The sequence below is a fragment of the Halococcus qingdaonensis genome, assembly GCF_024508235.1.
Taxonomy (GTDB): domain Archaea; phylum Halobacteriota; class Halobacteria; order Halobacteriales; family Halococcaceae; genus Halococcus; species Halococcus qingdaonensis.
This window is the reverse complement of record NZ_CP101943.1, coordinates 2111953-2126757: the sequence shown is the minus strand read 5'-3', so window position 1 is coordinate 2126757 and position 14805 is coordinate 2111953. Positions and strand designations below refer to the sequence as shown.

The 14805-nt window shown below is 65.5% G+C and carries 11 protein-coding genes and 1 tRNA gene; 10 read left to right on the top strand and 2 right to left on the bottom strand.

The window, feature by feature from the left end; genetic code table 11:
• Positions 1-77: 77 nt before the first annotated feature.
• The 5 genes from NO363_RS10930 to NO363_RS10910 all read left to right on the top strand — a co-directional run bounded on the left by NO363_RS10930 (position 78) and on the right by NO363_RS10910 (position 5485).
• Positions 78-1046: an aminopeptidase gene (locus tag NO363_RS10930; RefSeq protein ID WP_256685059.1), complete on the top strand. Its 969-nt coding sequence runs from the start codon at positions 78-80 to the stop codon at positions 1044-1046.
• 42 nt (positions 1047-1088) lie between these two features.
• Positions 1089-1733: an HVO_0476 family zinc finger protein gene (locus NO363_RS10925; RefSeq protein WP_256685057.1), complete on the top strand. Its 645-nt coding sequence runs from the start codon at positions 1089-1091 to the stop codon at positions 1731-1733.
• Positions 1733-2353: a protein-L-isoaspartate(D-aspartate) O-methyltransferase gene (locus NO363_RS10920; protein ID WP_256685056.1), complete on the top strand. Its 621-nt coding sequence runs from the start codon at positions 1733-1735 to the stop codon at positions 2351-2353. The genes NO363_RS10925 and NO363_RS10920 overlap by 1 nt, the downstream gene beginning before the upstream one ends.
• Positions 2354-2403: 50 nt before the next feature.
• Complete coding sequence (locus tag NO363_RS10915; RefSeq protein WP_256685054.1) at positions 2404-3141, top strand: protein-L-isoaspartate O-methyltransferase family protein; 738 nt, start codon at positions 2404-2406, stop codon at positions 3139-3141.
• A 226-nt stretch (positions 3142-3367) separates the two neighbouring features.
• Entirely contained in the window at positions 3368-5485 is a 2118-nt protein-coding gene (locus NO363_RS10910) for a right-handed parallel beta-helix repeat-containing protein (protein WP_256685052.1), read from the top strand.
• 172 nt (positions 5486-5657) lie between these two features.
• Here NO363_RS10910 and NO363_RS10905 read toward each other — a convergent pair whose 3' ends face one another.
• Together NO363_RS10905 and NO363_RS10900 are read right to left on the bottom strand one after the other, a co-directional pair.
• Positions 5658-6602 carry an alkaline phosphatase family protein gene (locus tag NO363_RS10905; protein WP_256685051.1) on the bottom strand — a complete coding sequence of 315 codons (945 nt, stop codon included), beginning with the start codon at positions 6600-6602 and terminating at the stop codon, positions 5658-5660.
• 107 nt (positions 6603-6709) lie between these two features.
• Positions 6710-6782 (bottom strand) — tRNA-Asp (locus NO363_RS10900).
• A 228-nt stretch (positions 6783-7010) separates the two neighbouring features.
• On the opposite strand from NO363_RS10900, the gene NO363_RS10895 reads away from it, so the two are divergent.
• The 5 genes from NO363_RS10895 to rpoA2 are packed head-to-tail and all read left to right on the top strand — an operon-like array spanning position 7011 to position 14778.
• The gene (locus NO363_RS10895) at positions 7011-7238 is read left to right on the top strand and encodes a DNA-directed RNA polymerase subunit H (RefSeq protein ID WP_256685049.1); all 228 of its coding nucleotides are present in this window, start codon (positions 7011-7013) and stop codon (positions 7236-7238) included.
• On the top strand, positions 7238-8797 hold the full coding sequence (locus NO363_RS10890; RefSeq protein WP_256685047.1) for a DNA-directed RNA polymerase subunit B'': 1560 nt from the start codon (positions 7238-7240) through the stop codon (positions 8795-8797). The genes NO363_RS10895 and NO363_RS10890 overlap by 1 nt, the downstream gene beginning before the upstream one ends.
• 1 nt (position 8798) lies before the next feature.
• A complete protein-coding gene (rpoB, locus tag NO363_RS10885; RefSeq protein ID WP_256685046.1) occupies positions 8799-10634 on the top strand; it encodes a DNA-directed RNA polymerase subunit B in 1836 nt (611 codons plus the stop codon).
• A gap of 12 nt (positions 10635-10646) precedes the next feature.
• The gene (locus tag NO363_RS10880; protein WP_256685043.1) at positions 10647-13604 is read left to right on the top strand and encodes a DNA-directed RNA polymerase subunit A'; all 2958 of its coding nucleotides are present in this window, start codon (positions 10647-10649) and stop codon (positions 13602-13604) included.
• Positions 13597-14778: a DNA-directed RNA polymerase subunit A'' gene (gene rpoA2 / locus NO363_RS10875; RefSeq protein ID WP_256685042.1), complete on the top strand. Its 1182-nt coding sequence runs from the start codon at positions 13597-13599 to the stop codon at positions 14776-14778. The genes NO363_RS10880 and rpoA2 overlap by 8 nt, the downstream gene beginning before the upstream one ends.
• Positions 14779-14805: the final 27 nt, after the last annotated feature.

The following is a 14805-nucleotide window of genomic DNA, read 5'->3' as shown; positions in this document are numbered from 1 at the left end:
CTCGATGGGTGGGAGGCTGCGACGGGACGGCTCCGACAGCCGAAAGCCTCAGGCATGGCTGCCCCGTCGGTGGTTTCATGAGCCGGACGAACATCGGCGCGACGCTCGACAGCGCCGCCGAGACGGCCGTCGACCAGTGTCTCGCGCTCGGGGCCGAGGAATCCTGTGCCGTCGTCACCGACGACGAACGCCTCTCGATCGGGCAGGCGCTGTACGACGCCGCGTGTGCGGTGAGCGACGACGTGGTTCTGGTCCAGTATCCGCCGGGCGACCAGCACGGCACCGAACCGCCGGCACCCGTCGCCGCGGCGATGCGCGGGGCGGACGTCGTGTTCTGCCCGACGACGAAGAGCCTCAGTCACACGCGCGCCCGCTCGGGGGCCAACGAGGCCGGTGCACGCGTCGCTACCCTCCCCGGCATCACAGAGGAGGTGTTCCGCACGGGTCTCGACGCCGACTACCGCTCCATCGAGGGCTGTTGTGAGTCGATCCTGGATGCGATCGCCGACGCGAGCGAGATCCGCGTCACCTCGCCCGCGGGCACCGATATCACCTTCGAGCCGGGCGAGCACGAGTGGCTTGCCGACACGGGCATCGTCCACGAGGCGGGCGCGATGTCGAACCTCCCGGCGGGCGAGGTGTTCGTCAGCCCCGAGAGCGCATCGGGAACCTACGTCGTCGACGGCACGATGATGCCTCACGGCCTGCTCGACGAGGAGCTGGAGTTCACCGTCGAGGACGGTTTCGTGACCGAGATCTCGGATCGGGACGTCCGCGAGCAGGTCGAGCGCGGTGCCGAGGAGGTCGGCGACGACGCCTACAACCTCGCCGAGCTCGGCATCGGGACGAACGTCGCCGTCACCGAACTGGTTGGATCGGTGCTGCTCGACGAGAAAGCCGCCGGAACAGTTCATATCGCCATCGGCGACGACCACGGTATCGGCGGCGACACGCAGGCACCGCTCCATCTCGATGGGATTCTCCGCGAGCCAACCGTCTATGCCGACGGGGAAGAGATCGACCTGCCGACGCCGAACGGGGCGTAGCGAACGCCACGGGCTTTTATCCGTGCGACCGATAGGTCGTCCATGAGCGAAGCCACCGAGCGCGTCGGCACCACCTGCCCGGCGTGTTCACCCGACACACCCGTGGTCCACGAACTGCTGAAATCCGGCGGCCAGGCGACCGTCCGCTGTGGCGAATGCGGCCACGTCCACAAGACGCGCCTCGAAGAGCCCGCCACCGAACAGCGCGACGTCATCGTCTCCCAGGACGGCGAGTCGTTCTCGACGACGACCGAGATCCCGCGCGAGGAGCAGCTCGCCGTCGGCGAAGAGTTCGTCCTCGACACGCCCGAGGCACTTCTGACTGTGCGGATCACGAGCCTCGAAGTCGAGGGTGGACGCACCGAGGAGGCCGACGTCCCCGACATCCGGACCGTCTGGACGCGCGTCGTCGGCAACGTCGCTGTCGACGTGACGCTCAATCCCACGGGTGGAAACGACGAGACGCGCGGCATCGAACTCCGCGTACCCGGCGACTACGAGTTCACCGTCGGCGAGCGGGAGGACCTCGCCGACGAGCGCTTCACGGTGAAGGGGATCCACCTGCGCGCGGACGCCGAGGGCTACGGGTTCGACCACCTCGACCACGAGGGCGACATGGCCTTCGCCAAGGATGTCAACCGGGTGTACGCCGACGACGAGTCGAGCTCGGCCTGGTCCGTCTGGTGATGGACCACGAGCGCGCCCGCGAGCAGCTCGTCGCCCGACTCGACGAGCAGGGTCGCATCGAGCGCGACTCGACCCGTGAGGCGCTGCTCTCAGTCCCCCGCCACGAGTTCGTGCCCGAGAATCGACGGAAAGACGCCTACGACGACCGGCCGCTGCCGATCGGTGCGGATCAAACGATCAGCGCCCCGCATATGGTGGCGATCATGACCGACCTGCTCGCGCCGGAAGCGGGCGACTCGGTTCTCGAGATCGGTACCGGCTGTGGCTACCACGCCGCCGTCACGGCCGCGATCACGGACGGCGTGAAGAGCGTCGAATATCACGCATCGCTCGCCGAGAGCGCTCGCGAGCGCCTCACGGAGCTCGGCTATGCCGTCGATGTCCGCGTCGGCGATGGCCACGATGGCTGGCCCGAGCACGCGCCCTACGACGGCGCATATCTCACGTGTGCAGCGCCCGCAATCCCCGAACCGGTCGCCGAGCAGGTCCGTCCCGGTGGAGCGATCGTCGCCCCGATCGGCACGCATCGACAGACGCTCGTGCGTGCTCGCCGGCGGGCCGACGGCAGCCTCGATAGGACCGAGCACGGCGGCGTGCGGTTCGTCCCGATGCAAGGCTAGCGCGCAGCCGAAGGCACGCGATTCAAGGCTCTACGCGGCGTTCGTTTCGCATGGAGCCTGCGGCGGTGCGCGAGGACATGGTCGACGGCCTCGAACACGAGAGCAAGGGGGTCGTCGAGAGCGAGGCACTCAGCGTGGCGATGCGGACCGTCCCGCGTCACGAGTTCCTCCCCGAGGAGCGTGCGGCCTACGCCGACCGGACGACCGAACACGCGAACACGCGCGTGCTCGCGCCGAGCACGGTCGCGCGACTGTTCGAGGCGCTGTTGCCCGCTTCCGGTGACAGCGTGCTCGTCGTCGGTGCGGGCGTCGGCTATACGGCCGCGGTGGCCGCCGAGATCGTCGGTCAGGAGAACGTCCACGCGGTCGACATCGCCCGCCGGCTCGTCGTCGACGCGCGCCGGAACCTCTCGCACGCGGGCTACGGCGGCGTACTCGTCGACAGACGTGACGGAACGCACGGCTTTCCCGACTACGCACCCTTCGATCGCATCCTTCTCGAAGCCGCCGTCGTCCGACCTCCGAGCGCGCTCGTCGACCAGCTTGCCCCTGATGGACGGCTCGTCGCACCCGTTGGAAATCACGAACAGTCACTGGTCGCCGTCGACGAACGGGGGGCGCGCGAGCGGTTCGGCCCGGTACGGTTCGCGCCGCTGCTCGTCGAGGGTGAACAGTCCGATGCGGTCGAGCGCAACAGGACTGTTCGCGAGGACCGCGAGCGTGCACGGGCGAGCGCCGAGCGGCGCAACGGCTGGGAGCACGACTGGATCGACTGGGACCGTCAGTAGCCCGTTTCCCGACGAGACGGCCCGTGGCGGCCGCTACCGTGCCATGCCAGGGTCTACCACTCGCGCACGGATCACCGTCTCGATGCCCTCAGACAAATTATTACAGGAAAACCGAAAGTGCATCTATGCCGGTTCGTCACGAAATGCCGTCTATGCTAGCTGAAAAATACGTAAACGTAACTAACTGGCCAGAAGCGGTATTTTACAAATGCCTAATGAGCAGACGATGCCACGCGACGGAGCACGCAACGATAGCGATAGCACAGACGACGGTTTCAAACCGAGCCGACGGTCGTATCTCAAGGCTGCCGGTGCGGCTGCCGTGTCGGTTCCGCTGCTCGCTGGGGAGGGGGCGGCGGCGACCGAGCGCCACGGGATCAGCTTCGATAACGTCGTGAACATGGCTGATGCCGGTGCCGACCCGAACGGCAACGAGGCGTCCGACGGCGCACTTCAGTCGGCCGCAGGCAGCAACACCCTGCTCAAGTTCCCCTCGGGAACGTACAAGTTCACCCAGAAGAACGTCATCAGCGGTGGTAGCGTCGGTATTGTCGGCGAAGGCGACGTCACCTTCACCGTCCCCGACGGCTTCAACGACACGCTGCTGGCGATCAACGGCGGGTCGGGCGCGCTGGTCGAAAACATCACGATCGACCAGAGCGGCGCGTGTCCGAACCTCCAGGTCGCTCCCGACGACAACCTCCAGGTCCACGACGTCACGATCAAAGGCCAGAGCCTCCAATCGAGCGATAGCGCCGAGGACGCGTTCACGCCGATGATTCGCTCCTCGGGCGGTTCGGGGACGGTCAAAAACCTCGTCGCGCACAACGAGGGCCGGATGGGTGCCTACGCCCGCTCCGGTATCTGGATCGGCAGCTCGAACAAGGGGACCATCACCCTGCGCAACTGCAACGTCGAAGGATTCTCGAACAACGGCGTCTACGCCAGCCGTACTCCCGGTGCGGTGAAGGTCGAGGGCGGCACCTACAAGAACAACGACCTCTCGCAGGTCCGGATCGGCAGCTCGGGCAGCTACGTTGATGGCGCGACGATCGAGGCCGACGTCTCCGACAGCCGATCGCCGAACCCCAAGGACATGCTCAACGGCTCGGGCATCCGCCTCGAAAGCGATCGTGGCGGCTCCGGTGCCGTCGTCCGCAACTGTGACGTCCGCATCGGCCCCGAGGTCAACGCCGACGGCGGGATCCAGATCTTCGGCAACTACGGCGAGTTCACCATCGAGAACACGAACGTCGAGTACAACCCGCAGGGCTACTCGATCCGCGCGAAGCCCGGCGGCTCCGGCAGCGGCACGCTCAAGAACGTCAGCGTCACCGGCGACGCCTCCGACTGGGTCGGCGTCCTCATCGCGGACCGCTCCGGCACGACCGTCAAGGACTGCTGTATCCAGCAGACCGGTAGCGGTCGGACCGGTCTCGCACTGCACAACTGTGGTGGCAGTACGGTCAAAAACTCCACCATCAACGCGGGCGCACAGGCGGTCCGCGTTCGCAACGGTGACGTGAACGTCAGCGGGATCGACAAGAGCGGCAGCTGTCCCGCCCCGAACCTCGACTCGTCGAGCTACAGCGGCTCGTCGGGTTCGAGCGGTTCCGATTCGGATAGCTCCGACAGCTCTTCGGGCGATGACTCGTCCAGCAGCGACTCGTCCAGTAACGAGTCGTCGGGCGACGATTCGTCGAGTGAGTCCTCGTCGAACGATTCCTCCTCGGAATCGAGCGACGACTCCGATTCCAAGGATTCCTCGTCCGATTCGGACGACTCGTCGAACAACGACGACGGCGCGGGCTCCGACGACGAGCTGAGCGGCGACGTCAACGAATCCGACGTCCCCGAACCGTCCGACAACGCCAACTTCGTCGTCACGGATACCGACACCTCGGGCGGGCGTATCCCCTACAACGTCGAGACGAGCGGCAACATCGACAAGGCCGGGACCGGTGGGGCGACCAAGGACTCCAACGACGACATCTCCGGCAAGAGCGCCTCGGGCGGCGTCAACGAGTGGCGCGACGCCTACGAGTACGAGGGCGAGATCGTCTCGCTCGAAGTCGACGACCGCGCGACGATCAAGCTCGACGGTGACGCGGGCACGATCACGGTGATGGGCGAGGACGGGAGCGGCACCGACTACTCGCTCGAAGTCACCGGCGAGCTCGAACACGCCGACGACTCGTCCGACCCGATCTCCGACGACAACAGCTCGGTCTCGGGTGGCGTCGGCAGCTTCCGCGACGAGTACACCTACACCGGTGAACTCGTCCAGGCGTCGATCGAGGACTCGGTCTCGATCACCACCGACCCCGAAACGCTCGACGAGTAACGACCCCCGACGGGTCGTCCCGTTTTTGCGTGCGGCACCGACACACAGCCGTCCGAGCGGCAGTCGTGAACCGTTCCCTCCACCGATCGCCACGGATCTCTGAAAACACCCCCGCTGACGCTCACGGACACGACGCTGCTCGTTCGCGATGCGGTTCCTGACTGGATGAGAGTTACATCTTGTAACCGAGGTCTTCGAGCCGGTCGGCCACCACGTCGTTGTCCATGCCCATGTCCGCCGGTTCCGTCTCGTCGCCGCGTTCGGGTTCGTGCTCGGGTTCCTCCGCGACGATCTCCCGGCGTTGGCCGTTAGTGTGGACGTGCCACGGCACCGAGAGCAGTTCGTCGGTGTAGATACCGGGCGGGTGGCCGTACTCCCGGAACGGGATCGGGAACGAACGCTCGCCGATCATCTGGCCGTGGTCGGCGGTGACGACCGTCTTGCCGCCGAGCGTTTCGAGGAGGTCCTCGACGTGCGGGAGTATCGCGTCGAGGTTCTCGACGAACGCACGCCGGAGCACCGAATCGGGAAGATCGAGCCTGCCGCTGTTGATGGCGTCCCACGCCCGCAGGTCGTTGAGTTCGGGATGTTCGCGTCCGGTCTGGCCGATCGCGGGGAAATGCGGCTGGAGGAAGTGGACGAACAGTCGCTTGTTGGGATACTCTTCGGCGGCGCGTTTGGCGTGTTCGGCGGCCGTCTCGGGCCGAACCGTATTGAACTCCTCGTCCCAGCCACCGTCGCGCCAGACGTTGATCTCGCGGTGGAAGCTCGCCTCGACGTCGCCCCGGTTGCGGTTCCAGTAGAGCATCGGCGTGGCGGTGACGTACACCGTGTCGTGCATCTCCCGCCCGTCGAAGTTGGCCGCGAAGAACTCGCTGGTCATCGACGAGCGCGAGCGCCGCTTTTCCAGCCGTCCGGGTAGGTCAGCGCGGGCAGCGAAGGCGTCGTATCGGCAGGCATCGAGGAGCAGGAGGTTGTCCCAGTCGGCGGCCATGACGTCGACGCCGTCGGTGTTGTACTCCCGACTGTTGAGACGGGTGTAGTAGAGTCGGTTCAGTTCACGGACGAAGAGTTTCGGTTCGTCGAGCGCGCGCCGCAGCTGCCGCAGTTCGTACATTGGGTATGTAGTTCATGCCGGACCACATAAACGATCGGCATTCGACGTTCCCGGCGCCGTTCCGGCTGCGTCGCTCCTCTGGCTCACGAGTTGGCGTCGGCAGAAAACGCCCGAGGCGGGATTTGAACCCGCGTCATCACCGTGACAGGGTGATATGATGGGCCACTACACCACCCGGGCAACAACCATCCGTACTCCGGAGACGGACTTAAGGGTTTTCAAACGACCTCGTCTGCGGTGGCCCAAAACGCTATATTCCACGGTCGCGTCGGGCCGGGCAAGCGCGGTCTCCACGAGCGCTGCGCTGTCGGCGACCCGTTTGGGTCGTCGGTAGCAATGCTTAAGTTCGCCGGTGATATATGGACTGTAGTCTCTCGTGATAGCAACTTCTCCCCCGGATAGGTACACATGGTAGAGGTCAGCCAACACACACTCGTTCCCGAGCATCGCCTCGTCGACGACGACGAGATCGACGCGCTGCTCGCGGAGTACGACATCAGTCGCACCGACCTTCCGAAGATCAAACGGACGGATCCGGCGCTGCCCGACGAGGCGGCGACCGGCGACATCGTCCGGATCGAACGGGACTCGCGAACGACCGACCGTGCGGTGGTCCATCGACTCGTCATCGAATAATGAACAGGGAACTCAGACGCTCGATTTCGAGGGAGTACTTCTCCCGTGAACGGCTCGCAGAACACCATTTCAGCTCGTTTAACGCCTTTCTCAACGGCGGCATGCAGCAGGTCGTCGACGAGAAGGAGACGATCGACACCGACATCGGCGACAAGGAGGGCGAGGAGCCCGTCTTCGTCGAGCTCGGCGACGTCCGTGTCGTGACGCCGCGCGTCCGCGAGGCCGACGGGAGCGAGGAACGGCTCAACCCCCAGGAAGCCCGCCTCCGAAACATCACGTACGCCGCGCCCGTCTTCATGGAGATGGCGGTCGTCGTCGGCGGCGAGGAAGAGGAAGAGCGCGTCGTCGACACGACCGAGACCCAGATCGGTCGCATGCCGATCATGGTCGGCTCGGACAAGTGTAATATCGCCGATGCGAGCGACGAGGAGCTGATCGACCTTGGCGAGGACCCCGCCGACCCCGGTGGCTACTTCATCGTCAACGGCTCCGAGCGCGTACTGATGACCAGCGAGGACCTCGCGCCGAACAAGATCCTCGCGGAGTACGACACGAAATACGACGACGAGATCCAGGTCGCCAAGACGTTCAGCCAGCGCCGTGGCTACCGCGCCCTCGTGCTCTGTGAGCGAAATCGTGAGGGGCTCCTCGAAGTCTCGTTCCCGAGCGTCTCGGGCTCGATCGACTTCGTCACCCTCGTTCGCGCGCTCGGCCTCGAATCCGACGAGGAGATCGTCCACCGGGTCAGCGACGATCCCGAGGTCGTGAAGTTCATGCTCGAAAACCTGGAGACCGCCGACGTCCAGACCGAGGAGGAGGCGATCGAGACCCTCGGCGAGCGCGTCGCCTCCGGCCAGGGGAAGAACTACCAGCTGAAGCGGGCGAACTACGTCATCGATCGCTACCTGCTGCCGCATCTCCACGAGGAGGGCGTTCCCGACGAGGAGACGCGGATCAACAAGGCGTTCTACCTCTGTCGGATGGCCGAGGCCTGTTTCGAGCTCGCGCTCGGCCGGCGCGAGGCCGACGACAAGGACCACTACGCCAACAAGCGCCTCAAGGTGTCGGGCGATCTGATGACCGACCTGTTCCGCACGGCGCTCAACAAGCTCGCGCGCGACGTGAAATACCAGCTGGAGCGGGCGAACATGCGCAATCGGCAGCTCTCGGTCAACACGGTCGTTCGTTCGGACGTACTGACCGAGCGTCTGGAGCATCCGATCGCGACGGGCAACTGGGTCGGCGGGCGCTCTGGTGTGAGCCAGCTCGTCGACCGCACCGACTACATGGGTGTTCTCTCGCATCTCCGGCGGCTCCGCAGTCCGCTCTCGCGGAGTCAGCCACACTTCGAGGCGCGCGATCTGCACGCCACGCAGTGGGGGCGCATCTGCCCCTCTGAGACGCCCGAAGGCCCGAACTGTGGGCTGGTGAAGAACTTCGCGCAGTCGATGGAGCTGTCGCAGGACGTCGACGACGAACGGGAACTCAAACGCGAACTGTCCTCGATGGGGGTCGACGGCATCCCCGGTATCGAGGGCGCGACATCGATGGGGGACTGATATGAGTAGCCAAAGCCAGGCACGCGACGCGAAAGTCTACGTGAACGGAAGTCTGGTCGGCACGCACGCCGACCCCGAACAGCTTGCAACCCAGGTCCGGCAGGCACGCCGACGCGGCGACATCGGTCGGACGGTCAACGTCTCGGTCAAGGACACGACCAACGAGGTCATCATCAACGCCGACGCGGGACGGGCCCGCCGACCGCTGATCATCGTCGAGGACGGCGAGCCGCTCATCACCGAGTCGGAGGTCGAGTCGCTCACCGAGGGCGACACCGAGTTCGAGGAGCTCGTCGAGCGGGGCTACATCGAGTTCATCGACGCCGAGGAAGAGGAGGACATCCTCGTGGGTGTCGACGAGGAGGATCTCACCGAGGATCACACCCATCTGGAGATCGACCCGCAGCTCATCTTCGGTATCGGCGCGGGGATGATCCCGTATCCCGAGCACAACGCCTCTCCCCGGATCACGATGGGTGCGGGGATGATCAAGCAGTCGCTCGGGCTGCCGTCGGCGAACTACCGCATTCGCCCGGACACGCGCCAGCATCTGCTGCATTACCCGCAGCTATCGATGGTCAAGACACAGACCACCGAGCAGATCGGCTACGACGACCGGCCGGCGGCCCAGAACTTCGTGGTCGCCGTCATGAGCTACGAGGGGTTCAACATCGAGGACGCGCTCGTGCTCAACGAGGGGTCGGTCGATCGCGCACTGGCGCGCTCGCATTTCTTCCGTACCTACGAGGGCGAGGAGCGCCGCTATCCGGGTGGTCAGGAGGACCACTTCGAGATCCCCGACGACGACGTGCGCGGCGCACACGGCGAGGAGGCCTACACCCATCTCGACGAGGACGGGTTGGTGAACCCCGAGACGAAGGTCGGCGAGAGCGCCGTCCTGCTCGGGAAGACGAGCCCGCCGCGGTTCCTCGAAGAGCCGGACGACATGGGCGGTCTCAGCCCGCAGAAACGTCGCGAGACGAGCGTGACGATGCGCAGTGGCGAATCGGGCATCGTCGACACGGTGACGCTGATGCAGGGCGAGGACGGCTCGAAGCTCTCGAAGGTCTCCGTGCGCGACCAGCGGGTGCCAGAACTCGGCGACAAGTTCGCCTCCCGGCACGGACAGAAGGGCGTCGTCGGTCACATCGCACCCCAGGAGGACATGCCGTTCACCGAGGAGGGTGTCGTCCCTGACCTGATCGTCAACCCGCACGCGCTCCCCTCGCGGATGACGGTCGGTCACGTTCTGGAGATGCTCGGCGGCAAGGTCGGCTCGCTCGAAGGCCGCCGCGTCGACGGGACCGCCTTCACCGGCGAGGAGGAGGAGGAGCTCCGCGACTCGCTCGAGGAGCACGGCTTCGATTCGAGCGGCAAGGAGATCATGCACTCGGGCGTGACAGGCGAAAAGATCGACGCCGAGATCTTCGTCGGGACCATCTTCTATCAGAAACTCTATCACATGGTCTCGAACAAGATCCACGCCCGTTCCCGCGGGCCGGTGCAGGTCCTCACTCGCCAGCCGACCGAGGGGCGCGCCCGCGAGGGTGGGCTCCGGGTCGGCGAGATGGAGCGCGACGTGTTGATCGGGCACGGTGCGGCGATGGCGCTCAAGGAGCGCCTGCTCGACGAATCCGACAGGGAGTTCATCTACGTCTGCGGCGAATGTGGGATGAGTGCGGTCGAGAACGTCGAACAGCGCCGCGTCTACTGTCCGAACTGTGGCGAGGAGACCGACATCCACGAGATCGAGATGAGCTACGCGTTCAAGCTCCTACTCGACGAGATGAAGGCGCTCGGCATCGCCCCGCGGCTCGAACTGCTGGACGCGGTCTGAGATCACGAAACCATGAGCACCAACGCAACACCGAAAGAGATCGGCGCGATCGACTTCGGGCTGATGAACCCGGAGGAGTATCGCGACATGAGCGCGACGAAGATCATCACCGCCGACACCTACGACGACGACGGCTACCCGATCGACATGGGGTTGATGGACCCGCGATTGGGCGTCATCGATCCCGGGCTGGAGTGCAAGACCTGCGGCCAGCACTCGGGCTCCTGTAACGGCCACTTCGGCCACATCGAGCTCGCCGCACCCGTCATCCACGTCGGCTTCACGAAGCTCATCCGGCGGCTCCTCCGGGGAACCTGCCGTGAGTGTTCGCGCCTGCTGCTCGACGAGCACGAGCGCGACGAGTTCGCCGAGCGCCTCCAGCGGGCGCGCGATCTCGACGACGACGTCAACGACGTGACGAAGGCAGCCATTCGGCAGGCACGGAAGGCCGACCGCTGTCCGTACTGTGGTGAGGAGCAGTACGACGTCCAGCACGAGAAGCCGACGACCTACTACGAGGTCCAGGACGTGCTCGCTGCCGAGTATCCTCAGCTCATCGCCGAGGCGATGCAGCCCGACGAGGAGGAAGACCGGCCGGCGACCTCGCCGCAGGAGCTCGCCGACGCGACGGATATCGAGCTCTCGCGGATCAACGACATCCTGGGCGGCGAGTTCCGCCCGCGCGAGGAGAGTCGGGAGGCGATCGAGCGCGCGCTCGACGTCGATCTCTCCGAGGAGGATCTGAACAAGCTGATGCCGTCGGACATCCGTGACTGGTTCGAGGCTATCCCCGACGAGGACGTCGAAGTGCTCGGGATCAACGCCGAGCGCTCGCGCCCCGAGTGGATGATCCTCACCGTGCTTCCGGTACCGCCGGTGACGGCACGGCCCTCGATCACGCTCGACAACGGCCAGCGCTCCGAGGACGACCTCACACACAAACTGGTCGACATCATCCGCATCAACCAGCGGTTCATGGAGAATCGTGAGGCTGGTGCGCCCCAGCTCATCATCGAGGACCTCTGGGAGCTGCTCCAGTATCACGTGACGACGTTCATGGACAACGAGATCTCGGGCACGCCGCCGGCCCGTCACCGCTCCGGCCGCCCCCTGAAGACCCTCTCTCAGCGACTCAAGGGGAAAGAGGGTCGGTTCCGCGGGAGCCTGTCGGGCAAGCGCGTGAACTTCTCGGCGCGCACAGTAATATCGCCTGATCCCACACTGAGCCTGAATGAGGTCGGCGTTCCAGAACGGGTCGCGCGCGAGATGACCCAGACGATGAACGTCAACGAGCAGAACATCGAGGAGGCGCGCCAGTACGTCCGGAACGGTTCCGAGGCGCATCCGGGTGCGAACCGCGTCATTCGACCGGACGGAAAGGTGATGAAGATCCTCGATCAGGCGAAGGAGGAGCTCGCCGAGCGCATCGAGCCGGGCTGGCAGGTCCAGCGCCACCTCTCGGATGGGGACATCGTGATCTTCAACCGCCAGCCGTCGCTCCACCGAATGAGTATCATGGCCCACGAGGTGGTCGTGATGCCGTACAAGACGTTCCGGCTGAACACTACTGTCTGTCCGCCGTACAACGCCGACTTCGACGGCGACGAGATGAACATGCACGCCCTCCAGAACGAGGAGGCGCGTGCCGAGGCGCGCGTGCTGATGCGCGTCCAGGAGCAGATCCTCTCGCCGCGGTTCGGTGAGAACATCATCGGTGCGATCCAGGACCACGTTTCGGGCACCTATCTCCTCACCCACGACGACCCCGAGATGGGTGGGCTGCCGCGGTTCAACGAGACGCAGGCGCTCGACCTGCTGCGTGCGACGGGCGTCGACACGCTGCCCGAGCCTGACGGCGACGACGAGCAGGGACGGCCGTACTGGACCGGCCGGACGATCTTCTCCGAACTGCTGCCGAGCGCACTCGATCTCGAATTCACGAGTTCGACGGGCGACACGGTGACGATCGACGAGGGTGCGCTCGTCGAGGGCACGATCGACGAGGACGCCGTCGGTGCGTTCGGCGGCGAGATCGTCGACACGATCGTCAAGCAGTACAGCGAGACGCGCGCCCGCGTGTTCATCAACGAGGTCGCCTCGCTGGCGATGCGCGCCATCATGCACTTCGGCTTCTCGATCGGTATCGATGACGAGTCGATCTCCGACGCCGCCGAGGCACAGATCGACGAGAGCATGGAGAACGCCTACGAGCGGGTTCAGGAGCTCATCGACACCTACGAGAACGACGATCTCGAATCACTGCCCGGGCGGACGGTCGACGAGACTCTGGAGATGAAGATCATGCAGACGCTCGGGAAGGCGCGTGACTCGGCGGGTGACATCGCCGACGAGCACTTCGACGACGACAACCCGGCGGTCATCATGGCCGAGTCGGGCGCGCGTGGTTCGATGCTCAACCTCACGCAGATGGCCGCCTGTGTCGGTCAGCAGGCGGTGCGTGGCGAGCGGATCAACCGCGGCTACGAGGGGCGCACGCTGAGTCACTTCAAGCCGGGCGATCTCTCGGCCGAGGCTCACGGCTTCGTCGAGGACTCCTATCGCAGCGGGCTGACGCCCCGGGAGTTCTTCTTCCACGCGATGGGTGGCCGTGAGGGGCTGGTCGATACCGCAGTCCGGACCTCGAAATCCGGCTATCTCCAGCGCCGGCTCATCAACGCGCTCTCCGAGCTCGAAACGCAGTACGACGGCACCGTCCGGGACACCTCGGACAACATCGTCCAGTTCGAGTTCGGCGAGGACAACACGAGCCCGGTGAAGGTCTCCTCGAGCGACGAGAACGAGATCGACGTCGACGAGATCGCCGACCGCGTTCTCGCCGCGGAGTTCGAGGACGAAGGCGAGGAGTTCGCCGGCGAACAGGCGACGAACCTCTCGGAGAGCGCCGACGACCGGATGGATCGCGATCGGCCGAGTTCCCCGATCGACGTTCCGGAGGTGGGCGATGACTGAGATCACGAACGCGATCGAGCGCACCGTCGAGGGGACGGATCTCCCGAAGCGGCTCAAGGACGAGGTGTACGAGAGCATCGAAGGACGCGACGTCACCGACGAGCAGGCGGCCTCGATCGCCGAAGCCGTCGAGTCGCGCTATCTCGACACGCGCGTCGAACCGCTCGATCCCGTCGGTACCGTCTCGGCACAGTCGATCGGCGAGCCGGGAACGCAGATGACGATGAACACGTTCCACTACGCGGGCGTCGCCGAGATCGACGTCACGCAGGGGCTGCCCAGGCTCATCGAACTGGTGGACGCGCGGAAGACGCCCGACACGCCGATGATGACGGTGTATCTCGACGAGCAGCACGCCGAGAACCGCGAGAAGGCTCACGAGGTCGTCTGGAACATCGAATCGACGCGGATCCTGGCGCTCGGCGACGTCTCGACGAACGTCGCCGACATGCTCGTCCAGGTGAGCCTGAACGAGCAGACCCTCGAAGAGCGGATGATCTCGGCCGAGACGGTCGCCGAGATCGTCGAGGACTCGCTCGGCGTGGAGGTCACGCAGACGGGGACGACGATCGAGTTCGGGCCCGAACAGCCGAGCTATCGTCGCCTGCTCCAGTTGGTCGAGGAGCTGCGCGAGATCGTCTTCAAGGGCATCGAGGAGGTCTCGCGGGTCGTCATCCGTAAGGAGGAGGTCGACGACAACGAGGAGTTCGTCCTCTACACCGAGGGGTCGGCCTTCGGCGACGTGCTCGACATCGAGGGCGTCGACGCCTCGCGGACGACCTGCAACAACATCCACGAGGTCTACCGGAACCTGGGTGTGGAGGCCGCCCGCGAGACGATCATCGACGAGACGATGAACACGCTCGAAGAGCAGGGCCTCGGCGACGTGAACATCCGCCATCTCATGCTCGTCGCGGACATCATGACCGCCGAGGGGACGATCGAGTCGATCGGCCGCCACGGCATCTCGGGCAACAAGAACTCCGTGCTCGCGCGCGCGGCCTTCGAGGTGACCGTCAACCACCTGCTCGACGCCGCGGTCCACGGTGAGGTCGACGATCTCGACGGCGTGACCGAGAACGTCATCGTCGGCAAGCCGATCAAGCTCGGCACCGGCGACGTCAACCTCCGGATGGGTGGCGCGACGACCGACGGCTCCGGCCGCGCGGACTGACTCCCGACCCCGTATCGCTCGTCGAAC